Source organism: Streptomyces sp. NPDC028314 (assembly GCF_055565795.1).
This window is the reverse complement of sequence record NZ_JBVHTP010000008.1, coordinates 268,621-292,230: the sequence shown is the minus strand read 5'-3', so window position 1 is coordinate 292,230 and position 23,610 is coordinate 268,621. Positions and strand designations below refer to the sequence as shown.

The 23,610-nt window shown below is 69.3% G+C and carries 16 protein-coding genes; 12 read left to right on the top strand and 4 right to left on the bottom strand.

Annotated features, from left to right (window positions below; genetic code table 11):
• Nucleotides 1-188: 188 nt before the first annotated feature.
• The 10 genes from ACZ4TG_RS20380 (at nucleotide 189) to ACZ4TG_RS20335 (ending at nucleotide 14,613) form a co-directional block, all read left to right on the top strand.
• Nucleotides 189-2,648 carry an AAA family ATPase gene (locus ACZ4TG_RS20380; RefSeq protein WP_468164637.1) on the top strand — a complete coding sequence of 820 codons (2,460 nt, stop codon included), beginning with the start codon at nucleotides 189-191 and terminating at the stop codon, nucleotides 2,646-2,648.
• A complete protein-coding gene (locus ACZ4TG_RS20375) occupies nucleotides 2,645-3,019 on the top strand; it encodes a hypothetical protein (protein ID WP_468164635.1) in 375 nt (124 codons plus the stop codon). The genes ACZ4TG_RS20380 and ACZ4TG_RS20375 overlap by 4 nt, the downstream gene beginning before the upstream one ends.
• A 93-nt stretch (nucleotides 3,020-3,112) precedes the next feature.
• Nucleotides 3,113-6,535, top strand: a complete 3,423-nt coding sequence (locus ACZ4TG_RS20370; RefSeq protein ID WP_468164633.1) for a HelD family protein — start codon at nucleotides 3,113-3,115, stop codon at nucleotides 6,533-6,535.
• Between the two features lie 414 nt (nucleotides 6,536-6,949).
• The gene (haaT, locus tag ACZ4TG_RS20365; protein WP_468164631.1) at nucleotides 6,950-9,727 is read left to right on the top strand and encodes a cyclophane-containing RiPP biosynthesis TPR protein HaaT; all 2,778 of its coding nucleotides are present in this window, start codon (nucleotides 6,950-6,952) and stop codon (nucleotides 9,725-9,727) included.
• A gap of 106 nt (nucleotides 9,728-9,833) precedes the next feature.
• Nucleotides 9,834-10,025, top strand: a complete 192-nt coding sequence (haaA, locus tag ACZ4TG_RS20360) for a HaaA family cyclophane-containing RiPP peptide (RefSeq protein WP_468164629.1) — start codon at nucleotides 9,834-9,836, stop codon at nucleotides 10,023-10,025.
• 13 nt (nucleotides 10,026-10,038) lie between these two features.
• Nucleotides 10,039-11,193, top strand: a complete 1,155-nt coding sequence (locus tag ACZ4TG_RS20355; RefSeq protein WP_468164627.1) for an FxsB family cyclophane-forming radical SAM/SPASM peptide maturase — start codon at nucleotides 10,039-10,041, stop codon at nucleotides 11,191-11,193.
• Nucleotides 11,194-11,271: 78 nt separating this feature from the next.
• Nucleotides 11,272-11,745 (top strand): cyclophane-containing RiPP N-acetyltransferase HaaN, encoded by a 474-nt coding sequence (gene haaN, locus ACZ4TG_RS20350; protein WP_468164625.1) that lies wholly within the window; start codon nucleotides 11,272-11,274, stop codon nucleotides 11,743-11,745.
• Nucleotides 11,746-12,309: 564 nt separating this feature from the next.
• Complete coding sequence (locus tag ACZ4TG_RS20345) at nucleotides 12,310-12,675, top strand: hypothetical protein (RefSeq protein WP_468164623.1); 366 nt, start codon at nucleotides 12,310-12,312, stop codon at nucleotides 12,673-12,675.
• Nucleotides 12,672-13,934, top strand: a complete 1,263-nt coding sequence (locus ACZ4TG_RS20340; RefSeq protein WP_468164621.1) for an RNase A-like domain-containing protein — start codon at nucleotides 12,672-12,674, stop codon at nucleotides 13,932-13,934. Before ACZ4TG_RS20345 ends, ACZ4TG_RS20340 begins: the two co-directional genes overlap by 4 nt.
• A gap of 22 nt (nucleotides 13,935-13,956) precedes the next feature.
• Entirely contained in the window at nucleotides 13,957-14,613 is a 657-nt protein-coding gene (locus ACZ4TG_RS20335; protein ID WP_468164619.1) for a contact-dependent growth inhibition system immunity protein, read from the top strand.
• Nucleotides 14,614-16,630: 2,017 nt separating this feature from the next.
• On the opposite strand, the gene ACZ4TG_RS20330 is transcribed toward ACZ4TG_RS20335, so the two are convergent.
• The 4 genes from ACZ4TG_RS20330 to ACZ4TG_RS20315 all read right to left on the bottom strand — a co-directional run bounded on the left by ACZ4TG_RS20330 (nucleotide 16,631) and on the right by ACZ4TG_RS20315 (nucleotide 20,806).
• Entirely contained in the window at nucleotides 16,631-17,962 is a 1,332-nt protein-coding gene (locus ACZ4TG_RS20330; RefSeq protein ID WP_468164859.1) for a radical SAM protein, read from the bottom strand.
• Nucleotides 17,963-18,091: 129 nt separating this feature from the next.
• Nucleotides 18,092-18,847: a class I SAM-dependent methyltransferase gene (locus ACZ4TG_RS20325; RefSeq protein ID WP_468164617.1), complete on the bottom strand. Its 756-nt coding sequence runs from the start codon at nucleotides 18,845-18,847 to the stop codon at nucleotides 18,092-18,094.
• Between the two features lie 35 nt (nucleotides 18,848-18,882).
• Nucleotides 18,883-19,413, bottom strand: coding sequence for a MarR family winged helix-turn-helix transcriptional regulator (locus ACZ4TG_RS20320; RefSeq protein ID WP_468164615.1), 531 nt, complete (start codon nucleotides 19,411-19,413; stop codon nucleotides 18,883-18,885).
• Nucleotides 19,414-19,528: 115 nt separating this feature from the next.
• The gene (locus ACZ4TG_RS20315; RefSeq protein WP_468164613.1) at nucleotides 19,529-20,806 is read right to left on the bottom strand and encodes a M6 family metalloprotease domain-containing protein; all 1,278 of its coding nucleotides are present in this window, start codon (nucleotides 20,804-20,806) and stop codon (nucleotides 19,529-19,531) included.
• Between the two features lie 326 nt (nucleotides 20,807-21,132).
• On the opposite strand from ACZ4TG_RS20315, the gene ACZ4TG_RS20310 reads away from it, so the two are divergent.
• Entirely contained in the window at nucleotides 21,133-21,912 is a 780-nt protein-coding gene (locus tag ACZ4TG_RS20310; RefSeq protein WP_468164857.1) for a TetR/AcrR family transcriptional regulator, read from the top strand.
• A gap of 84 nt (nucleotides 21,913-21,996) precedes the next feature.
• Nucleotides 21,997-23,529, top strand: a complete 1,533-nt coding sequence (locus ACZ4TG_RS20305; RefSeq protein WP_468164611.1) for an MFS transporter — start codon at nucleotides 21,997-21,999, stop codon at nucleotides 23,527-23,529.
• The last annotated feature ends 81 nt before the right edge of the window (nucleotides 23,530-23,610 follow it).

Here is a 23,610-nt window from a genome sequence, read left to right as displayed (position 1 = left end):
TCGTCAAGCTGTTTGACAGTGCTTTCAGTGTCATGCTTATCTAGCGATGGTTCCGAGTGGAAGCGTGATCCCACCGCGCAACTGCACTGTGGACCCCCCGACGCGAACGCCGGGGCGCCATCCGCACCAACCGCGTGCCGGTGCCCGCCCCACCCTCCGAACGAGCATCCGGCCCCCGGGAGACGCACATGACCGTGACGGAACAGTTCCAGCGCAACGCGGACGAACCCACCGAACCCGCTCGGCCGAACTCCGCCGACCAGCCCCCGCCCCTGGCCGATCTCGTACGGACCCGTCTGGGCGAGGCGGCACTCCCCGAGTCCGTGAAGGCGCTGCTGAAGGAGGCGCTGGGCGAGAACGAGACCCGTGGAACCTCCCCGGGCGGCCGGATCTACCTCGGCTCCCTCGCCGTCAACGGCTTCCGCGGCATCGGGCCTCGTGCCCGGCTGAGCCTCAGCCCCCGCCCGGGCGTCAACCTCGTCGTGGGCCGCAACGGCTCCGGCAAGTCCAGCCTCGCCGACGCCATCGAGGTCGGCTTCACCGGCACCCGGGCCCACCGGCCGGGCCAGGACGCCACGCGCGGCGGCCACTGGTACAACCTCCACAACGCCGACAGCCCCAAGATCGAGCTCAAGCTCGCGATCGAGGGCGACACCGGCAACAGCACCGTCACCCGCACCTGGACGAGCCAGGAGTTCGGCAGCTCCGAAGCGACCTTCAAGCGCCCGGGTCACGGGACCGTCCCCGTGGCCGAGGCCGGCTGGGACACGGCCCTCGCCGACCACCGGCCGTTCCTCTCGTACACCGACCTCGACCTCATGCTCACCGGCAAGCCGTCCGAGCGGTACGACGCGATCGCCACCATCCTCGGCATGGAGCTGCTCTCCACCGCGACGAACCGGCTGAGCGCGCGGGAGAAGGCCATCGCTGCCGTCGCGAAGGAGATGAAGGACGCCCTCCCCGGCCTGAAGGACGCCCTCTACACCCTCGAGGACGACGACCGCGCCGTGCAGGCCCTGCTCGCCGTGGACACCCCGGGCGCCCCGGACCTCGACACCATCGACGCCCTCGTCACCGGACTCCCCCCGGCCGACGACAGCCGGCTCGCCGAGCTCCGGATCGAGGCCGGGGTACACGGGCCCGACCTGGCGGAAGTCGAGGAGGCCGTCCGGCGGCTGCGGAACGCCCTCGCCGACGTGGAGGACCTGCACGGCACCGACGCCGAGAACGCCCGGCTGCGCGCCGACCTGCTGGAAAAGGCCCTCGACCACGCCCACCGGCACCCCGACGACGACGTCTGCCCTACGTGCGGAGCGGAACGGGTCCTCGGACGGGAGTGGTACGACCGCGCCGCCCGACAGGTGGCGGAGCTGCGCCACGAGGCGAAGACCGCCGAGGACGCGCACGCCGCCGTCCGGACCGGCAAGCGGAACCTCCACAACCTCATCGAGAACCCCCAGCGGATCCCCGCGGCTCTGGCCGACCCGTGGAAGGGGTGGACCGACTGCCGGCGGATCACCGACCCCGCCGATCTCGCCAGGAGCGCCGAAGAAGCCGCCACGGTCCTCGTCGACGCCTGCGACACCGTCAGGAGGCACGCGGCCCACGAGCTGGAGGAGCGTGACGAACGGTGGCGCGCGCTCGTCACCCGGCTCGCCGCCTGGGCGGACAAGGCGCGCGAGACCGAGCGGGACAAGCCTCTGCTGGGCAACCTCCGCAAGGCGGTGAAGTGGCTCAAGGACCTCTCCACCGAGCTGCGGGAGCAGCGTATGGAGCGCTTCACCGACGCCACGCAGGCCATCTGGGAGCGTCTGCGGCAGGAGAGCAACGTCGACCTCACGGCCGTGGGCCTGAAGGGCAGCGAGAAGGCGAACGTCCGCAAGCTCGTCATGGCGGCCTCCGTCGACGGCCAGGACGCCCCGGCGCTCGACGTCATGAGCCAGGGCGAGCTGCACTCCCTCGCGCTCTCCCTCTTCCTGCCGAGGGCCACGACCGCGGACAGCCCGTTCGGCTTCCTCGTCATCGACGACCCCGTGCAGTCCATGGACCCGACCAAGGTGCACGGACTCGCCCAGGTGCTGCACGAGCTGGGCAGGCACCGGCAGATCGTCGTCTTCACCCACGATCCCCGTCTGCAGAAGGCGTTCACCGACCAGGAGCTGCCGGTCACGGTCTTCCAGGTGATGCGTGGCGAGGGGTCCCGGGTGAAGGTCGACCGCGTCGACGACCCGGTCAAGCAGGCCATCGGCGACGCCCGGGCCATCGCCGCCACCCCGGGGCTGCCCCCCGAGACGTACAGCCACGTGCTGCCCGGCCTGTGCCGGATCGCCCTGGAGAACGCGTTCCTGGAAGCCGCGTGGATCCGCCACCACCGCACCGGCGGCTCGGAGCACGACCTCCAGACCGCGATCGACAGCGCGGAGAGGTTCCTGGAGGTCGCGGCCTTCGCCCTCTTCGGCGACGTGACGCGCGGTGCCGACGTCACGGGGGAGGTGCTCCGCCGCTACGGAAGCCCGGCATGGTCGCTGATCCAGCAGTGCCAGAAGGGGTCCCACTCCAGCGGCGCCTCGATCCCTGACCCGCACCGCTTCGTCTCGGACGTGGAGAGCCTGGCGCAGAAGATCCGCAAGCCGGAGGTGACCGCATGACCACCCCTGTTCCCGCATCCGTCGAAGGCCTGCTGCTGACGGCCGACCGCCTCCTCGACGGCGAACTCGCCGACGCGACCACCGCCGGCCGGCACCGCGGCGCCTGCCTCGCGCTGCGGACCGCGCTGGAGCTCTGCGTCGACCGGGTGCTGGAAGCCGCGACACCCGGTCTGTCCCAGACCACGGGGCGCGCCAAGCTGCTCCTTCTGCACTCCGTCGCGTCGGCCGAGACGGCCCGACGGGCTAAGGCCCTCTGGTCCCAGCTGAGTCTGGGGTGCCACTACCACCTGTACGAGCTCGGGCCCACGTACGACCAGGTGCGGGCCTGGCGGGCCGAGGCCGACGGCCTCGTCCGAGAACTGGGCCACTGACCCTTCGTCACCGTCCGGTTTCTGATAGTTGTTTCAGCGGGGTACGGGCACATGCCCGCGGCGGTGTTCCTTGGCACCGCAGGGAGGACGCACATGAGCACCACCACTCGGGACGAGACCCTCGCCGGCGAGCAGCGGGCGGTGGACCACGCGTACGACTGCTACACCACGAAACTGGCTGAACTGAGCGGCACCTCGGCGGCCACCGCCTCGGCGAGCGGCAAGGACGGGATCACCAACCGGGCCGAAGCGGAGGCGCGGGCCGAGGCCTACGGAGGACTGGGCGACGAGGCGCTGGTCTTCTCCCGCGTCGACGCCCCGGAGGACCCGGGCGGAGAGCCCCGACCGTGGTACATCGGGCGCCGAAGCGTGCACGACGCCTCGCACGAGCTGGTGGTGCTGCCGTGGACCAGCCCCCAGGCGAAGACCTGGATCGAGACCCGGCCCGAGAGCCCGGGCGAGGTGGTCCTGCGCCGGCAGCTCCGCTGCGTACAGCGCATCGTCGAGGGCTACTTCGACGAGATCTCCCCGGCGGCACCCGCTCCCGCTCCCGTACCCGAGCCCGTCGGCGTACCCGAGTACGCCGACGTACCGGTGCCCCGTCAGGCCGCCGACGACAGCGTGGCGGAGGAGGCGGACGCGTCCCCCGCCCCGGAACGTACGACGGCCCCCACGCCCGGCGATGTCGTACGACGGCAGCGGCGTAAGGCACCCCAGCCGGACGACTTCCTGCTGCAGGAGCTCCAGCGGTCGCGCGGTGGTCGGATGAGGGACATCGTCGAGACCATCCGCCGTGACCAGATGGCGCTGGTCACCGGCTCGCCCTCGGACATCCTCGTTGTGCAGGGCGGCCCCGGTACCGGCAAGTCGGCGGTCGGTCTCCACCGGGTGACCTGGCTCGTCAACAATGAGCACTTCAAGGCCCAGGACATCCTCGTCATCGGCCCCCACCAGCGGTTCCTCGACTACGTCGGCCAGGTCCTCCCCACCCTCGGCACCCGGGATGTCAACGCCGTCCAGCTGGACCGGCTGTGGGAGGGCGAGACCCTCGGTGTGGACTCCCCGAAGGCGCGTCTGGCGAAGTCAGGGGAAGGCATGGCGGCTGTACTGCGGCGCCGGGTCGAGAGCGACTACCGTCCCGAGGCCCTCGACGCCCTCACCGTCGCCCCCTCCTACGAGGGCGACGAGCCCGGGGTCGTCGTCACCGCCGGCAGTACGACCCTCCGCGTGCCGAAGTCCGAGGTCCTCGCCCTCCTCGACCAGGCTCACGCCGGCGACGGGCCCTTCCGGGAGCGGCGGGACCGCTTCCGCGGCCTGTTCGTCGACCGGCTTCTCCAAGAGCTCGCCGATGTCGCACCGCGCCGCGGACAGGCCGGTACGATCCGCCGCGACCTGGAACGCAACCGCCGCGTCGAGCGCCTCGTCGAACGCGTCTGGCCGTCCCCCGGACCCCGAGAGGCCCTGCGTAGCCTCTACGACTCGGCCGACCTCCTGCGGGACTGCGCCGACGGCATCCTCGACGAGTACGAGCAGGCAGCCCTGTTGCGGGCCCGCGCTGCCAGCGCCGACGCCGACCCGTGGACGCTCGACGACCACGTCTGCCTCGAAGAGCTCGGGGTGCTGATCAGCGGCGACACTCCACCGCGATACGGCCACATCGTTGTCGACGAGGCCCAGGACCTCACGCCCATGCAGGCCCGCTCCCTGCGGCGGCGGTGTGCCGTGGGCGGCTCCATGACCGTCCTGGGCGACCTCGCGCAGGCGACGGGCGCCCACATCCCGACGAGCTGGGACCTGCTGGGCGCACTCCTTTCCGACCACGGCGACTGGAGCGTGGCTCAGCTCATCACCAGCTACCGCGTCCCTGCCGAGATCATGGAGTTCGTCGCCCCTCTCGCCCGCGTGGTCGCCCCGTCCCTGCCATATCCACAGGCTGTCCGTGAGGCGGGCGCGGACGCCGTGCGGACCGTGGCGACCGAACCATGGAAGCTGCTCGACGACACCGTCGCCCACGTGGCACGACTGGTGCGCACCAGCGACGGCAGCAACCCCCGCTCCGTTGCCGTCATCGTCCCCGACGACTCCGACTGGCTGGACGCCATCAGCCACCGGATCCACGAGGGCGGCGACATCGCCGAGCGCGATCGCGATGCCGTGTCCGTACTGGCCGCCGCGCAGGCCAAGGGAATGGAGTACGACCACGTCCTGGTCGTCGAGCCCGCGACGATCGCCGACCGTGGTCCGGCCGGGCTGCGTCAGCTGTACGTGGCCCTCACCCGCAGCACCCAGAGCCTGACGGTCCTGCACACCGCCGCATTGCCGGAGGCGCTCACCGCATCAGCGGACGACTCCGAACCCGCGGCACCGGACCTCCGGCCGGCGGGCGCGGCGGAAAGCGTTCCCCGGATCGGCAGCGATGTCCGGGTCGAGGTCGTAGGCCACGTCTCTGGCGGTCGGTACAAGGTCAGGCCGCTGTCTCCGGTGATCGGTCGGCCGCTCGTGCTCACCGTCCGCCAGGGCTCGGTTCCCCCGCGCCGGGGTGACGAGCTGGACTGCTGGGTGTTCGCGAACGATACGAGTCAGACCGTGCTCACCGCTGATCAGCGTGGCCGGTCGCCCGTCTCGGAGCGGATGGCGGGGCGCTATATCGCGGCGCTGGACGTGCTGGGAGAGCTGACCGGCAGCGACGGCGACGTTCCTGACGCCCGCAGCCGCCTCTCCGAACTCCAGGGCATGGCCAATCGCATCCTTCGCCGGGACCAGGCTGACTGGGTCGATGTACTTCATCTGTTCGGTGATCCGGACAGAGAGCGACTCGGACTTCTTCGAGACCTTGCCGCGACAACCAACCGTGCGCTCAAGGAGGGCGCTTTCGACGCAGGTCGGCTCGCGGAGGGGCTGGATGCTTCCGGCTGGGCAGGGCCCCTCGCTGAAGCACGGCGAGAGCTTCAGGAACGCTTCAGCATGGCGACGAAGCCGAACTCTGACGGCGCGATCCCCGTCGCCCCGACGCAACCAGATCAGAAGGAAAAGGTGCAGATGACCACCGCGGACACCGCCGCCGCAACACCGGCTGCGACCACGAAGGACGGTTTCCTCCGCGCGCTGGAAGCGGCTGCCGAGGCCGACCGTACGTGCAAGAAGCACGAGGCGGTCCGTCATGCGCTGAAGGCATCACTTCTCTGGGCGGACCTCCAGCCGGCCGACTCCTCGGTCGTCGACGTCAGCTGCGTCACCCAGCACGGTCTCTTCCTCTACGAGGCCCTGGGCGCAGGCTGCTCCACCTATGCGGACCTGCGATCGGGCGCGACCCGCCTCCTCGAGATCAACCACACGCTGCCCGCGCCGGCCGAGGGTCTGCACCTTGTCCTCTCCGAACCGCCTACCGAAGACTGGTCTGCAGACACGATTCGCGATGTCTTCCGTGTCAATGTCATCTGGCGCAGCCCGACCGGCTGGGGCGGCGACAACGCGCACACCGCCTTCGGTTCCTCCGGGGTGAGCAATCACCAGTAACCGTCGTTCAGTTCTCGCCTTCGCCTGCTGGAGCAGGCGAAGCACAAGCAGGTGACACCGCGGGGTTGGGAGTGAAGTCGAGCAGTTCAGACGCATGTCGCTCTCCCTCTTCGCCCCCGTGGCCCCTCAGGGGCGCCGTGATCAAGCGTTGTTCACCTGGTCATCTGGCCAGCTCCGTGAAAGGGGCGTCGGTGCGCCCGGCGTAGAAGCCACGCACAGGTTGGCTGATACGAGCCGGTGTGTGGCGGGGAGCTGACCTTGACCAGGGTCCGTGAGAGCTGGTCCGCTTATGCGCGATAGGGCGTCGGATTCGGGGGTTGCGTTCGTGACCGGAGCTACAGCTGGAAAGCTGTGCCGCGCCACAGGCGGCCAGCCCGAACGGACCAATCCCTGCTCCGTCAAGACGACCCACGTATGAGGCTCCGGCGGGGGATTTCCGTCGCCGTCGTGGCTGCCGGCGGAGCCGTTACGACCATGCTCGTGGGGCTCGTCACCAACGCCGTGTCCGAGTCGCAGTGGCCCGGGTGGCTGGGGTGGTTGCAGCGGCATGGCTGGTTCTCGTTCGCTTTGCTCGGCGGGGCCATGGTCGCGCTGGCGGTGCTGCTTGCCGCTCTGTCGGAGTCGGGGGCGCCGGAACGCCGCGCTGCGTCGACGCCCCAGCCAGAGGAAGGGGCGGTGCCTCCGGGTGCTGCCCTCGTGCTGCGGTCCCTGCCACGCGACACCAACGCGTTCACCGACCGGACCGCCGAGCTCGAGGCGCTGGTGCGGTCCGTACGGAACTCGCAGGAGAGCGGTGACGCGCTGCCTGTGCATGTGATCGACGGAATGCCAGGAGTCGGAAAGACGACGTTCGCCGTACACGCAGGACATGTGCTGTCGGAGCGTTTCCCGGACGGCCAGCTCTTCGTGAATCTCAACGGGCACACGACAGGAAGGCCCCCCGTACAAGCCACGGAAGCGCTTGCATCGTTGCTGGCGGCGACCGGAGTTCCAGCGCAGCGGATTCCTGTCGGCGACGACCTGGGTGCGGTCACCGAGGCGAGGGCGGCCATGTGGCGGAGCCAGCTCGCGAACAAGAAGGCACTGCTCATCCTCGACAACGCGGCCAGCTATCGCCAGCTGGAGCCCCTGCTCCCCGGCGGGAGCGACTGTCTCGTGCTGGTGACGAGCCGGAAGCGGCTGGCTGCGTACGAGGAGGTGGTTCTGCCAGTGGAGGCGTTGCCGGCGGAGCATGCGGTCGAACTGTTCGTACGCCTCAGCGGGCGGTCGGCGGAGTCGCTGGATCGGTCCGCCCTCGAGCAGTTGGTGGAGCTGTGCGGGTACCTGCCACTCGGGGTGTCGTTGCTCGCCGCGCGGCTGCGCCATCGCCCGTCGTGGAGCGCCGAGGATCTCCGTGCGCGTCTGGTCACGGCCGGGGACCGGCTGGGAGAGCTCCGAGCTGGGGAGCGCGCGGTCGCCGCGACGTTCAGTCTGTCCTACCAGGACCTCACACCTGAGCGGCAGCACTTCTTCCGGTGTCTCGGCCTCTACCCTGGAACCGAGCTCGATGCCTTCTCCGGGGCCGCGCTCGGCTCGGTCTCGGTGGCGGCGGCACGCGAGGGACTCGACGCGCTCTACGACGCCCATCTGATCGAGGAACATCCGGGAAGCCGGTTCCGGCTTCACGATCTCCTACGCGACTATGCCCGCGGTCTCGCCGACGAGGGAGGCAGCATGACCCCTGTTCATGCCGTTCAGCGCGTGTGCTCCTACTACTTGGCCGCCCTAGCTGTCGCGAACAGACACATTGCCCGAAGCGGCGCCTCCACGCCGAATTCTCCGGACGGCGCCGCCCAGGTCGAGACCCCGCCCATCGATTCACGTACGGCGGCTCTGGGATGGCTGGAGGACGAGCGGGCCAACGTCCTGGCCTGCATCCGGAGGGCGAACGACCTCGCGCTGCACGAGTTGGTGATCCACATGGCTGCGGCGATGGCGCCCTTCCTGCGGCAGGCCGGGCCTTGGGATCAAGCCGTTGGCCTCCACCGGACCGCCGCCGAGGCCGCCCGGCACACCGGCGACCGGCGGGCGCTGGCCAACGCGCTGGCCGAGCTCGGAGTCGTACGGCGCTTCATGGCGGCCTACCCCGAGGCCATCGAGGCACTGAACGAGGCGGTGACGCAGTACGAGGCAGTCGGCGAGAAGCGAGGCAAGGCCGACGCTCTGAACCAGGTGGGCATCGTCTGGTACATGACCGCGGACAACGACGCCTCTGCCCAGGCGCAGACCGAGGCCCTCGCGCTCTATCGGGAAGTCGGCGACCGTCTCGGCCAGGCCAACGCGCTCGCGGACCTTGGCATGGTGCGCCGGCAGACCAGCCGGTTCGACACAGCGGTGGCGGCACAGACCGAAGCGTTGTCGATCTACCGGGAGCTGGGCGACCGGTACGGGGAGGCCAACTCACTGCGGGACCTCGGCGTTGTGCACTGTCTCCTGGGCGAGTATCAGCTGGCTGCGCAGCGCCACCGTGAGGCATTCGACATCTACCGGGAGCTCGACGACCGGGTCCACCAGGCGTACGCCCTCAACGAGCTCGGAGTCGTCAGGCGTCTGACTGGCGATCCCACCGGAGCGCGGGAGGCTCACACCCAGGCGCTGGAGTACTTCACCGAGCTCGGTGAACGGTTCGGCCGCACGAACAGCGTTCGCTACCTCGGGGTACTGGACCGCATGGACGGGAACGTCACGGAGGCGATCCGGCTGTTGGATGACGCCCTGGGCTCGTACCGCGATCTCGGCAGCCGTGGTGGCGAAGCCGCCGCTCTGGGCGAGCTGGGTGTGGCGCGCGGGGTCGCCGGCGAGCGGGACGGTGCCGTCGAGTCGTTCCGGCGGAGTCTGGACATCCTCCGAGAGCTCGGCGACCGGTGCGGTGAGGCGGAGGTCCTGAATCACTGGGGGACGCTGCTGCACTCCTCCGGTGACTGGACCGCCGCCCGCGGAATCTTCGAGCAGGCGCTGGGGCTGGCCCGGGACATCCGCTGCCCGCTTGAGGAGGCACGGGCCCTGGACGGGATCGGCCGTTGCGACTGGACGGCCGGCGAGCGGGCGCGGGGCGCAGGGGCGCTGCGTGAAGCGCTCGATGTGTACCGACGGTTGGGCGTGGTCGGGGCGGCAGATGTCGTCGAGCGGCTACTTGCGTTGCAGGCCGAGTAGCCGGGCACGTGGCCGGATTCGTTATGTCGCCGAGGGTAGCGGTGCTGCTACCTTGCGGGCTGGTCTGCCGCCTCAATCACCGTTGTACTGCCACGAGGAGCGTCGAATGCCGTCACGTACGCCCGTTCCCGCACCGCAGGCTCCGGCGCCCGTCGTCGCGGAGTCCATCAACGGTTCGGTCGTCCTGGATCGTGTCGCCGTCCGCGTACGGCAGCGGCTGGCGGCCGAGCAGACGGCGTCAAACCACGTCGGCGAGAGTGGTCACCAGGCTTCGCTGATCTGGACCTGGCCTCTTTGAGTCGTTCCGCTCGATGACACCGCGCGCGGACGTCGCCCCCTTTCGGTCGTTCATCCTCAAGGTTGCCAATCGCTGCAACATCGACTGCGACTACTGCTACGTCTTCAACTCCGCTGACCAGGCGTGGCGGCACCTGCCTGCCCGGATGAGTGCGGATGTGGCCCGGGCGGCTGGGCTGCGAATCGGTGAGCACGCAGCGGTGCACGGCCTGCGGAGCGTGCACGTCGTACTGCACGGCGGTGAGCCGTTGCTCGCCGGCCCCCGGCACATGGCAGACCTGCTCGGCGCCGTACGGGAGGGTGTTCCGGCTGGTGTGGCGGTCCGTTTCGAGCTTCAGACCAACGGGACGCTCCTCACGCAGCCGTGGCTGGACCTCTTCGAGCGGTACGAGGTCGTCGTGGGCGTCAGCCTCGACGGACCGCCGACCGCGAATGACCGGCACCGGCTGACGCACGCCTCGCGATCGAGCGCCGCCTCGGCCGTACGAGGTATCGAACTCCTGCGTTCCCGGCCGCACCTGTTCGCAGGGCTGCTCGCCGTCGTCGACCTGGCCAACGACCCGGTCGAGGTCCACGACTACCTGGCGTCGTTCGAGCCGCCTGTGATCGACTTCGGCCTGCCGCACGGGACGCACGACGAGCCGCCGCATCGCGACGACCCGAGTGTGCCCGAGTACGGGTTGTGGATGAGCCGCGTCTACGACGCCTGGCTCGCCCGGCCGGAGCAGCGGCACAGCGTGCGGATGCTGGAAGACATCGTGGCGCTGAGCTCCGGGGTGCACAGCTCGGTGGAGTCCCTCGGCCTGGCCCCGCCGACGAGCATCGTGATCGAGTCGGACGGCACGATCGAGGGCGTGGACACCCTGCGGTCCGTCGAGGAAGGCGCCTCCTGGCTGGGACTCGACGTCTTCAGGCAGTCCTTCAATGAAGTCCTTCACCATCCGAAGCTCCTGCACCGGCAGAACGGGAAGGCCGCGCTCGCCGATCAGTGCCGGAGCTGTCCTCTGGTGGAGGTGTGCGGTGGGGGCTATCTACCGCACCGCTTCAGCACCGACCGCGGCTACCGAAACCCCTCGGTCTACTGCGCGGATCTGGAGTACCTCATCCGGCATGTTCAGGGCTCCCTGCGCCAGCACGGCTGGGCTCCTCAGGCACTGACGCCCCCGTAGCCACGAGCAGTGCCGCCACCCCATGATCACGCATTGAAACGAACGAGTGAAGCGATGCAAAAGCGACAGGAGATGTCGATGACCGTGACGATCCGCCCCGCCGAAAGGCGCGACACCGAGGCAGTGGCCGATCTGATCGAGGAGATCGAACGGTTCTACGGATCGACCGAGATCCAGCCGTTCGAGGAGCGACGCTCCCAGGTGGAGGAGGCGCTCTTCGGCTCCCCGCCGTTGGCGTCCGCTCTCTTGGTCGAGGACGAGGCTGGTGATCTCGTCGGGCTCGCCGCCTACTCGTTCCTCTGGCCGGCAGCCGGCTCCTCCCACTCCCTGTTCCTGAAAGAGCTCTATGTCCGCGGCACCCTCCGCCGCCAAGGCGTCGGCGCCCGCCTCATGGACGAGCTCCGTGCCCTGGCCTCCGCACGTCCCGGATGCAGCCGGGTCGAGTGGATGACGGACCACGACAACCCCGGCGCGCGCGCCTTCTACAAGTCTTTGGGGTTCGCGGAGTTCGACGGGAAGATCGTCTACCGTGTGGACACCGGTACGACGTGAGGGTGGGCGGGTACCGTGAAGGAAGAGCGTTGCAGCTCGCCAGACGGATTCCGTGCCAAAGGTGCGCCCTGTGACCTCACCTCAGCAAGAGTGGCGACGCTTCGGTGCGGACACGATTCTCATCTCCCGACGCAGTACGCGCACCTTCCCGGAGCCTGCACCCACCTGACCGAGGAAATCGGTGACCGCCCCGCGCTGTGGATGGATCCCCACAGCTCCGAAAGGGCTCTGGGACCGGTTGAGGCAGTAGCTATCCGGCGACCGGGCATGAGGGCCTTCTGTTGGTCGGTGGAGATGTCGCAATCCACACACCGAACCCGGAAGGCCCTCACCCGTTCAAGACGCCTCAGCCGAGACCTGCATCACCGGTCCATAACCTCCCAGGGCAATACAACTAGGCAACCACTCGCCCACCTCAGTGTCCGTTCCGTCCCGACAGGTTGTCACGGCGGTCGTCGGCGTCCGCGTAGTTGATCTTTGCTTGTTCTTTGAGCTCTCCATAGTTGCGGACGATCAGGCGCGGTTAGGGTCAAATGGCCACGAGTGCAACGGGAGGGGACACAAGTGGGCGACGATGGCAAGATCCTTGACATCAAGATGGCGGATCTGAAGGCGACAGCACCGACGTTCCACGATCAGAGCGAGGCGCTTGGCAAGGCTCTGGGTACGCTTCGCACGTCGCTGGCGAAAGCGGGGGCGGCCTGGGGAGATGACGACCCGGGGAAGCAGTTCCACGACAAGTACGGGCCGATCGTGGCCCGGATCGAGGAGTCTGCCGGCATCATCAAGGACGGCCTGGCGAGCATCCACACGGCAATGACCGACATGGCAGACGGGCACATAGAGAACGACGCTCTGATCGGGGCCATGTTCCGCAAGATCACACCTCAGCCCCACGGCGAGCCCGATGCCCCAGGGCACCAGCAGTGAGCACCGGTGACAAGGTCCGGGAGATCGTCACCGACGTCACCGGAATCGAGTGGCCTGCCGGCAACGTAGGCAAACTGCGTAACATCGCCAACGCGTGGCGAACGTTCGCCGACGACATGGAAGACGTCGCGGCGGCCGCCAACAAGGCGGCTCAGACGCTGATTCACAACAACAGCGGAGAGGCGATCTCCGCGTTCGCCGACCCCTTCTGGGCCCGCTACTACCACGACAAGAAGGGGTGGCTCCAGGACCTCGTCGAGGGTCCCCGCTCGCTTGCGGACGGGATCGACAAGTACGCCGATGCCGTGGCCGACGCGAAGAAGAAGCTCGACCGCGAACTGGAGATCGCCGGCGCCGTCATCGTCGCCGGCACAGGCCTGGCGTTCTTCACCCTGGGTGCTACCGAAGTCGCCGCGGCTGCGGCCACCGCCACCATCGTCGAGCTCGCCGCGACTGTGGGCGTGGCCCTCACCACCGAGGTCGCCACCATCGCCGGCACCGTCTTCGCGACCGCTGCCATCGCGGGCATCGAATCCGTCACCGTCGACCTCGCCGTCGCGCAACCGCTCAAGATAGCCGCGGGGCTGCAGACCGGCTTCAACCTTGACGAGGCACAGGACGCCGGAGTCTACGGAGGCCTTACCGGCGGAGCCTTCGGCGGAGCCGGGAGGGCGTTCCAGCTCGCGAGGGAGGGCGGTGGATGGACCAGTCTCCTGGGAGGTGTCCGCCTGCCGGGCTACACCCCGGAGTTCGCGCTGCCCAGCGGGCTCGCGGTCGAGGCGGGCGATCTCGGCATGCTCCTCCGCGACGGAGAGCCGAACGCATGGCCTCGCAGCAAGCGCAAGGGGCCCGTCAATCCCAAGTACCGTGCGGATATCGCGGGGGACGAAGGAATCAACGGCTCGCATACCATCGAGCGGCACGTGACGATGACGACACGCGACCTGCGTGCGCGTCTGCGGAGCAACCCCAAAATGCCTGCGGCATCCAGATACATAGATGAGGCTTCGGCTCAGAGATTCACTGATGCGGCGATGCTGAAAAACCAGAAAAAAATCGGCGAATGGCTCGCCAGCCCCAGGGGGCAGAAGATGGACTTTGCTGAGGAATTCGATGAGGCAACCGGCCTGAGTTTGACCCGGGAGAACTTCAAACGCGGAACCGCCGCGCAATGGGTGAACGGAGTGCAAGTGGTTCTTAAGCGCGACCCGTCCGCTGCGAACGGCTACCGAATCCTCACTTCATATCCCATTCCATAGCTCGAGAGTAAGGCGCGAACAGGTGACACCGTCGAACGATCGTTTCCGTGAGCTGCGCGATCTCCTGCGCTCTTATACAGTGACTGGCTACGCCTTCGATGACACAGAGGACCGTCGCGGAGTTGCGCTCAGTGCCTACCTCAGGCAAGCGGCGATCGAGCCCGCGCGCGCAGCCGAGGCGGCAGCCGAAATCGACGATCTCCTCGAGGCCGGCCTGTTCAATGATGAGATCGCGGATGATGTCGACCTCTTGCCTCACATCCACCCTCCCCACGGGAAGACGGTGGAAAGCTGTCTTGCCGTCATCGGCGGGCACCTCCGGCAGTTCCTCGCAGAGCCGGAAACTCCCTCCCAGTCGCCCCCTCAAACCTCATGGGAATGGAGAGAGCGTTTTCCAGGACTCCGACACCTGTTGGCAGCATACTTCCATCAAGATTTCTCGCTGGAGTACTCCTCGCACAGGGAGGCTCTGGACGACTACCTTTCAGATGCTTCGGAGAGTGACCTCCGACAGTTGGCGGGCGAGATCCGTGAATTCATGATCCTCAACGAATCGGATCACATGCTCAAGGAGTCGGCGGCGACGCTGGGGCTTGGCGTTTTCCCGCCTAAGGGTGTGCGGCTGCGTCAATGGTTGGCGGATGTGCGGGAGATCGTTCTCCACCAAACGCAGGGATGAGTGACGGGTAGTCGGCATCGCTTGGCGGTCGATACCTGGCTCGCCAGGCCCAGCCCTGCCTTGTCGGTGACACCCGCAGGTCCGGTGCACGGAGGTTTTACGTCCCGGGCCTGCCTTTGACTGTTGAGATACGGATCAGGGATCGGCCGCAACAGCCACCCTCCGGCTGGAGGGGCTGGATTGGCTCGTAGGTGCTCCGGCCGGCAGCCTGGCTCTGTCGCCTGCCCATGTTGCGCAGCATCCGGCCAGCACCGGCTGCGGTCCGTTCAACGGGTCAACGCCTGGAACCTGGTCGGCGGAAGCTTCCGGTTGGAGACAACCGATGGCCCTCCGTGCCCCACGCTCACGAAGCGTGCCGTCCGCGCAGGCGCTCCGCAGGGGGAACCTCTTCGGCGTTCCTCACCGTCACAGGTCAGCAACGGCAGTGCCAACGGCTTTGAGCCGTGCCACGCTCCCTTCAAGGGAGAAGGAGCCATGATGATCTCCGCAGTTCGCCGTCGGCTCGTAGAGCGTGAGTGGGGCCTGGCCCGCGGGAATTGGCCGTCGCTGCGGTCCGACATCGTCCAATGGGCGGAAGGCGTCACGAGCGACCTGCGTGCCACCGGGACTGAGGCCACGCTGCGGCCGCCCCTGCGGAAGGCGATCGCTTGGCACGTGTACGTCGCGGCACGCGCGAAGGACATGAACAGCATCCTCTTCGCGATTTGCCTCCTGTGGCTTCCTTGGTTCGCCTGGGCGGTCACCAGTCACCCTCACGCAGGTGAGATCTACGGTGCACCTGTCGCCCTACTGCCGATGCTCTACGCACCGCTCATCCTGTGGAAGTTCGGGGTCGTGCGTTGGGCGAAGGGCAGATGCCTGCCCCCTTGCCCTGACGCTGCCCGTGATCCATGCCCTCGGGACAATCGCGGAATGCGCTCGGCTCGTAGCTGTACCTGCCAAGCTCATGCCTGTCACGCTCCAGGCTGTTTCGAAGAGCCTCCGCGCCACGGAGCGTGCCGTACTACGAGCACGCCGCCGGTGCCGATTGATTCCTCGCTCGTTACCGCGTCGCGGGCACATCGATCGGCACGCCAGACTGGTCGTGGCCGCGCTGCGCAGGGCGGAGCTTCGACTGGATGCCGAGGCTGCCGACGGTGCACGAGAGCTGTCCCGGCTTCTGATCCTCGTCGCGGAGGGCTACGCTTCCGGCCGTCTCGGTTCCCTGCTGCCCGAGGATGAGCTCAAGGATCTGGAACCGGTTCGAGACAGGACTGCTCTTTGGGAAACGCTGCACGTCATGGCTGCGCTGGCCGTGATCGGGGCTGTCGGGTGGACCAGTACCTGGTACGGGGAGCAGATCGGGGTGGAGGCTCCGTGGTCGCTGATCCCGGCGGCCATCGCTGCGGTCCCTCGTCTTTCCTCGGCTACGAACGTCGGGGCCGGACTTGCTCATGTCCTACCTCGGTCCGTAGCTCCTCCAGTTCTGCCCGATGTCAGTGGGCGACCTGGGGAAAGCCCACGCCGCAGAGATCCACGGCGATCACGCGGCGGCAAGCTCGCCGACGATGGCCAGCGCCTACCCCCGGGTGGCCCTGGACGCTCTGCCATGGCCGAGGTGGCACAGTCGTAGCGGGGGGTTCACTGAGCGTACCTATCGGGCCCCGCAGATGCCGGACGTGGTAGTGCCCGAAAGACCCGCGAGGGCTTACCGATGGTGTGGGTTTCAGGGGGTGACTGCGCCCACCGGGGGTGAGGTGATCCTCACGCCTCTGACCTGGGGTGATGAGTATTGCGTTCCGGTACAGGTGGCGAAGCGTTTTCAGACGCATCCGTAGCACTTCCCTGACCTGCGCCTTTGAGGTTTCCCGCAAGCCCCACGAAGGCGGGGCTCTGCCGAAAACGCGCGTCACCGGCAGGGTGCGGAGACCAGGCCGTGAGGCCGGGCCACCGCGGTCAGTGTAGCGGGTGGCGCATGATCCGCATCTGCGTTACCGCCCCCACCCCCTCCGGGCGGCCCGGGCGGGCGCCGGTCGGGTCACTGCGTGCCGTCCAGGCCCTCCAGGCTGTCCATGAACGAGCTGACGGAGAACACCGCGCGGCCGGGGCCGGCCGGGCCGTAGCCGGGCGGGGAGCTCAGGCCGTACTCCTCCAGCGTCGCCCGGTAGGTCTCCAGCAGGCGGATGTGGTATTCGAGCGGGGCGCCCTGGGGGTTGGCCTTGCCCAGCGGGGTCGTCGGTTCCGGGCACCAGGTGGTGAAGCGCGGTACGACGCCGTTCGACATGAAGAACCGCAGCCCCTCGGCGGTGGAGTCGATCGCCTCGCTCACCTTGGTGAAGCCGAACGGCTCGGCCATCTCGATGCCCGCCACGAAGTTGGGGATCACGTTGCGCGCACCGAACACCTCGGCGGAGTCCAGGATCCTGCGGTGCCACTCGTCCCGCCCGACGTAGCGCTCCTTGCCCGGGCAGTGCAGCTGGAACAGCCGCCGGTCCCACACCTCGAAGTTGGGGTGGTAGATCCGGATCCCGTAGTCGTGGAAGCGCTGCACCGCGTCGCGCGGCAGCGCCTGCGCGACGACCTTGCCGATCCAGCGGCCGGGGAAGCGTTCCTCGATGGCCTTCGCGTAGTGCCCGTAGAAATCGGCCTCGTCGCGGCCGGCGACCTGCGAGGTGATCGAGCCGCCCGTGAGGGTGTAGGCGCGGGAGGTCCCGGCGGTGTCGTAGCGGTCGATGATCTCCAGGGCCTCCAGGACCTCCTCGACCGGCTTCACCCCGGTGTACGGACGGCCCGCCGCCTTGTGCTGGCGCCAGTTGTGGTTGATGTCGCAGAACTGGCACTCCTCCTTGGCGCCGAAGTACTGGCACACCCGGAACACCGTCAGGTAGACGAGGTAGCCCCACTGGATGGTCGGCGCGACCTCCATCACCGACTTGCCGTTCGAGAGCTTGTGCCGGTAGTACTCCGGCATCGGCGGCAGGCCGACGTCCGCGATCCGCGCACCGTCCAGGTACAGGCCGAGGGAGCCGTCCTCACCGCCGCGCACGACGTACGGGGAGTCCGGGTTGACCCGTACCGACACGACGGTGCGGCGCAGCCCGTACGGTCCGCCCGTCAGGACGATCTCCTCCGGGGGCCGGTTGAGCGCGGCGGCGCCGAGCTCCGGCAGGGTGCGGTGGTCGAAGGAGAAGATGAAGTACGACTTCGGCTTGACGTCGCCGGAGGCCCCGTCGGCGCCGCCGCTGAGCGCGGACTCGTCGAAGGCCATCCCGCCCCGCAGCAGGTCCTCCTTGATGACGGCCTCCCGCGGCACGTGCGGGAACCGCCCCATCAGGTCCTCGACCAGCGCCGTACGGCTGGGGCTGTCCATGTCCTGCTCCACCATGTCCGACTCCTCGCGGGCCGCTCGGCAGCGCGCCCTTGTTGTTCCTATGACCCACCCTGACGCCTGGATGTGACGGGCCCCGCGCCGGGGGTGCCGCACACCCCGGGGCGCCCTTCAGGGTCTGCGGGCGTGCAGCACGCGCATGCCCCGCGGGCCCGGGCCGTCGTGGGCGATCTCCAGCCCGGCGTCACGGCACCGGCCGGCCAGCCACTCGGCTCCGATCCGCAGCTTCGGATAGCTGCCGGTCCGCAGGGACCACTCACCGTCGACCCGGGTGTGCAGCAGGTCGTGGACCATCACGGTGTCCTCGTCGACGTACTCCAGGAAGCAGGTCAGCAGCCGGTTCTCGTCGCCGCGCACGGGCAGGAACCGGTCGGTCCCCTCCAGTGGGCGCGTGAGGTCGCGATAGGTGATGACGAGGTGGCCGCCCGGAGCCAGCGCCTCCCGGACGTCGGCGAGGAGGGCCACCACGTCGGAGGCGGCGGGGAGGTGCGGGAGCGTGTCCCCCATGCACACGACCGCCGCCACCGTCCCCGGGGAGGCGACCTCCGGCAGGGCGGTACGGATGTCCGCGTGGACCGTGCGGACGGGCGAGGACCCGCCGGTGTGCCGGCCGAGTTCGTCGAGCAGCTTCTCGCTGGTGTCGACCGCGGTCACGCACCGGAACCCGAGGCCGGCCAGGGCCAGCGACTGTGCGCCGGGCCCGCAGCCGAGGTCGACGGCGGCGTCCCCGGCGGGTCCGCCGGGCAGGACGCCGAGGCCGCGCAGCAGCGCGGCCTGGGCCTCGGCGAGGGAGGCGAGGTCACCGCCGAGCATCCAGGTGTACTGGTCCGCGAGCAGGTCTTCGTAGTGGTCGGTCACTGATGTCATCCGGACTCCCCTGGTCGAGCGGTGCGTCGGCACCGTCAGCTCGCCTCCTCTTCGCCCTCTGCGGCGTCAGCGCCCCCTGCGGCCCCTGCGGCCCCTGCGGCCTCTCCGGTACGGACCCAGTTGGCGAGGTCGGCGAGGTACATGTTGGCCCGGGCGGCGTCGAGTTCGGCTCCCAGCGCCGCCCGGTAGGTGGAGGTGGCCGCGGTGTACCGCTCGCGCCCCGCGGCGGTGACGACGGCGCTCACCGCCCGGCCGTCGCCGCCGCCGGAGATCCGTTCGGCCAGGCCCTGGGCCTCCAGCCGGGCGATCAGCCGGGTCACCGAGCTGTCCTTCATCCCGATGCGGTCGGCCAGTTCACCCATCCGCAGTCCGCCGGTGCTCTCCGGGCGGCTCAACGCGCACATGGCCCGGTACTCGGACAGCGGCAGACCGTGCCGGCGCTGCAGCGCCTCGTCGAGCCGGCGCTCCATCCGGCCCAGCAGCCGTACGGCCATGCACCAGCGGTCGTCGACGGCGTCATCGGCGGTGAGGGGGGCCAACTGCGTTGCTACCGGGGGCACATCCACAGGGCCGAAGATATCTGCTTGCTCATACAAGGATCAAGGCAGGGGGTGGCGGAACGCCCGCGCGCCCGCCCCGCCGAGCTCGCCGGGGCGCCGAGCCCGCCGCCCCGCCGCAGCCTCAGGGCCGCGTCACCCGCACCTGGAAGCTTCCGTTCCGCAGCTCGCCCACCACCGAGATGCTGATGCCCGCCTTCTCGTCGGTGAAGGTCTCGCCCGGCCGGAACGGCGCGTCGGACAGTTCCGCGTGCACATTGGGCCGCCGGGTGCAGCCCCCGCTGCCGCTCACGCTGTCGGACACCGTCACCGGCCCGCGCCCGGTGTCCACCTCGGAGTCCACCTTGTAGATCAGGACGCCCGGCTTGCAGACGGACTCGTCGTTCCCGGCCTGCGTGCGCACCTCCATCGCGTACCCCGAGCTCTCCGACAGCGGTACGAAGGCCAGCTTCATGCCGCCCTCCACCGCCAGCGGCGACAGCACGTGGTCGGTGACCCCGGACTTCGCGGCGCAGCTGATCTGGTCGCTGTCCAGCCAGCCCAGCTTCCACTTGTGCCAGCCCAGCAGGTCGTTGTTGGAGCCCCAGTCCTCGCTCATGATGTCCCAGTGCCCGACCGCGCCGCCCCCGTCGGAGGTGTACAGGTCGGGCAGTCCGAAGACGTGCCCGTTCTCGTGGGGGAGCACCCGGTAGCCGGTCTCCCGGTAGGTGCCCGAGCCGTCGTCCTGCCGGCTGTAGACGAAGGACGTGTTGGCGAGCGGCACCCCGTCGGCCATCGGGGCCTCGCTGTTGCCGGAGAAGGTCACCGACAGGACGGTGTCCAGGGCGGAGGGCCCGGCGTTCGGGGTGACCAGGATGTTGATCAGGTCGTACCGGCTGAAGTCCACCTCGGAGTCGGCGGCCTTCGCGATGTGCTCGACGAGCTGCCGGTAGCCGGGCTCGTACGCGGACCCGCGCCCGATCCCGTACGCCGCGAACGGCATCGGCATCCGCAGCCAGGTCCTCACCGGCGCCTCGGCCCGGTAGCTGAGCCGGCCGTAGGAGCTGGTCCGGAACCAGTCGGAGGTCTGCGGGAAGAACTCCGCCAGCCGGTCCACGGCCGTGCCCTCGCCCTTGGCGTCGGGGAAGTCGATCATCAGGTTCAGTGCCCGGACCTCACCGGTCGACCGGGAGTACCCGGGCGGGGTCGGCAGTCCCTCGGACATCTGGACGCCCATCGTGGCGGTGATCCGGCAGGGCGCCAGGGCAGACTCGGCACTCGTGGCCACGGGCCCGGCCGCCGAGTGGCTGTGGCTGGATATCCCGTCGCTGGCGGTCGCCGTGACGCCGAGAGCCAGCGCGGTCAGGCCGATGTACGCGCAGGTGCGGCGTGGTCTGCGTATCCGGTGGCGGGTCTGCGACATGGAGATCGCCTTCGGGTCCGCGGCAGCCGGCCGGGCCCGACTGCGCTCTGTGGGCTCACCCTCCGACGGCGGCGGCGCGCCCGCGCGTCGGGAGAGGCCAAACGGGATCGCGGGCCCATGGGGAGTGTGACCCAGGTCACACGGACGAGTGAAATAACCGGGGACGCAATCCCCGTTTGAACCTACGTCCCACGAAGTGGGGACCGCTTCCCCGTTTGGGTGGGCGGTGCCGGTTGTAGCCGTACGAGTCCCCGTGCCGAGGAGGCCCCCGAATGAAGAGCCGCGACGCGGTCGCCGCCCAGGAGGCGCCGGGCACGCTGGTGGACCTGTCGGCCCCGGCCGCCGCCCCCGCGGGACGGCGTACGGTCACACGCGAAGCGGTCGCCGCGGCCGGACCCGGCCCGGGACCCGCCGCCGGACCCGGCCCGCGACCCGCCGCCGGACCCGTCGCCGCATCGGGCGCGGGACCCGCCGCCGGGTTCAAGCTGCCGCGCCCGCGGGCCGACGCCGTCCGCAACCGCGAGCGGATCCTGGCCGCGGCCCGCGAGGTGCTGGTCGAGCTCGGCTCGACCGCCCCCTTCGACGAGGTCGCCCGCCGGGCCGGCATCGGGAACGCCACGCTCTACCGGCACTTCCCCGACCGGGCCACGCTGGTCCACCACGTCGTGCTCTACGTGATGGACCGGGTCACCGCGCACGCGGAGGACTCCCTCGCCGAGGAGTCCGACGCCTTCGCCGCGCTGTGCCGCTTCACGCACGCCGCGGCGGACGAGCGGATCGGGGCCCTGTGCCCCATGCTCTCGGGGGACTTCGACCGGGACCACCCCGAACTGGTCGCGGCCCGTACCGCCTTGGAAGACGCGGTGAACGAACTCGTGGTCACCGGCCAGGAGTCGGGGCTGCTCCGCACGGACATCGGCGTCGGCGACCTGATGGTCGCCCTCTCCCAGCTCAGCCGCCCGCTCCCGGGCACCGGCTGCCTCGAAGTGGACCGCTTCGTGCACCGCCATCTCCAGCTGTTCCTCGACGGGTTGAGGGCTCCGGCCCGCTCCGAACTGCCCGGCACGGCCGCCACGCTGGAGGACCTGAGGCGGAAAACCATGTGACGGCCCCGGGTCGCGCACCGTAGCGTCGTGAATCCTGCTTAAACCTTATTTTTCAGTCATTCCGCACAGTGAGTGGGTACCCCCATGCCTAAAACAGCCGCGAGTCTCGCGCCGGCTGCCGATCCCAGCCGCTGGAAGGCACTCGTCTTCATAGCCCTGGCCCAGCTGATGGTCGTCCTCGACGCGACCATCGTGAACATCGCCCTCCCGTCCGCCCAGACCGATCTCGGCATCTCGGACGGCAACCGCCAGTGGGTCATCACCGCCTACGCGCTGGCCTTCGGCGGACTGCTCCTCTTCGGCGGCCGCATCGCCGACAAGTGGGGCCGCAAGAACGCCTTCGTCGTCGGCCTCATCGGCTTCGCCCTGGCCTCCGCGCTCGGCGGCGCCGCCACCGGCGAGGCGATGATGCTGGGCGCCCGCGCCCTCCAGGGCGCCTTCGGCGCACTGCTCGCCCCGGCCGCGCTCTCCCTGCTGGCCGTCATGTTCACCGACGCCAAGGAGCGCGCCAAGGCCTTCGGCATCTACGGTGCGATCGCGGGCGGCGGCGGCGCCGTCGGCCTGATCCTCGGCGGCTTCCTCACCGAGTACCTGAACTGGCGCTGGACGTTCTTCGTCAACATCCCCTTCGCGATCGTGGCGGCCGTCGGTGCCTGGCTGGTGATCCGTGAGCCCGCGGGCGCCCGCAACAGCGCCAAGCTCGACATCCCCGGCGTGATCCTGTCCACCCTCGGTCTGGTCGCGCTCGTGTACGGCTTCACCCGCGCCGAGTCCGCGGGCTGGTCGGACGCCCTGACCGTGGGCATGTTCATCGCCTCGGCGGTGCTGCTGTCGGCCTTCGTCTACACCGAGTCCAAGGTGCGGTCCCCGCTCCTGCCGCTGCGCGTCCTGCTGGAGCGCAACCGCGGCGGTGTCTACCTCTCGCTGGGCCTGGCCGTCATCTCGATGTTCGGCCTGTTCCTCTTCCTCACCTACTACCTCCAGGTCGTGAAGGGCTTCTCGCCGGTCAAGACCGGCTTCGCCTTCCTGCCGATGATCGCGGGCATGATCACGGGCTCCACCCAGATCGGCGCCCGTCTGATGACCCGCGTCCCGCCGCGGCTGCTGATGGGCCCGGGCTTCCTGCTCGCCGCCACCGGCATGCTGCTGCTGACGCAGCTGGAGGTCGGCTCCTCGTACCCGGCGCTGATCCTGCCGGCGCAGCTCCTGCTGGGCCTCGGCATGGGTACGGCGTTCATGCCGGCCATGTCCCTGGCCACGCACGGGGTGAACCCGGCCGACGCCGGTGTCGCCTCCGCCATGGTCAACACCTCGCAGCAGGTGGGCGGCGCGATCGGCACCGCCCTGCTGAACACCATCGCCGCCTCGGCGACGACCGCGTACCTGACCGACCACGCGGCCGAGGCCGCCGCCGGCGGGCCGGGCGCGAAGCTGATCCAGGCCCAGGCCATGGTCGAGGGCTACTCCTCCGCCATCTGGTGGGCCGTCGGCATCCTGGTGGCCAGCTCGCTCATCGCCCTGACCCTGATCACCACGGGCCGTCCCGGCTCGGGTGGCCCGGTGGCCTCGGGCGAAGGCTCCGAAGCCGAGGTCAAGATCCCCGTGGTCGCCCACTGACGGCGGGCCCGCGCGCTCGGGAATGACTGATGACCCCGCTTCGTTCAAATTTGAACGAAGCGGGGTTAGTCTTGTCGTGGC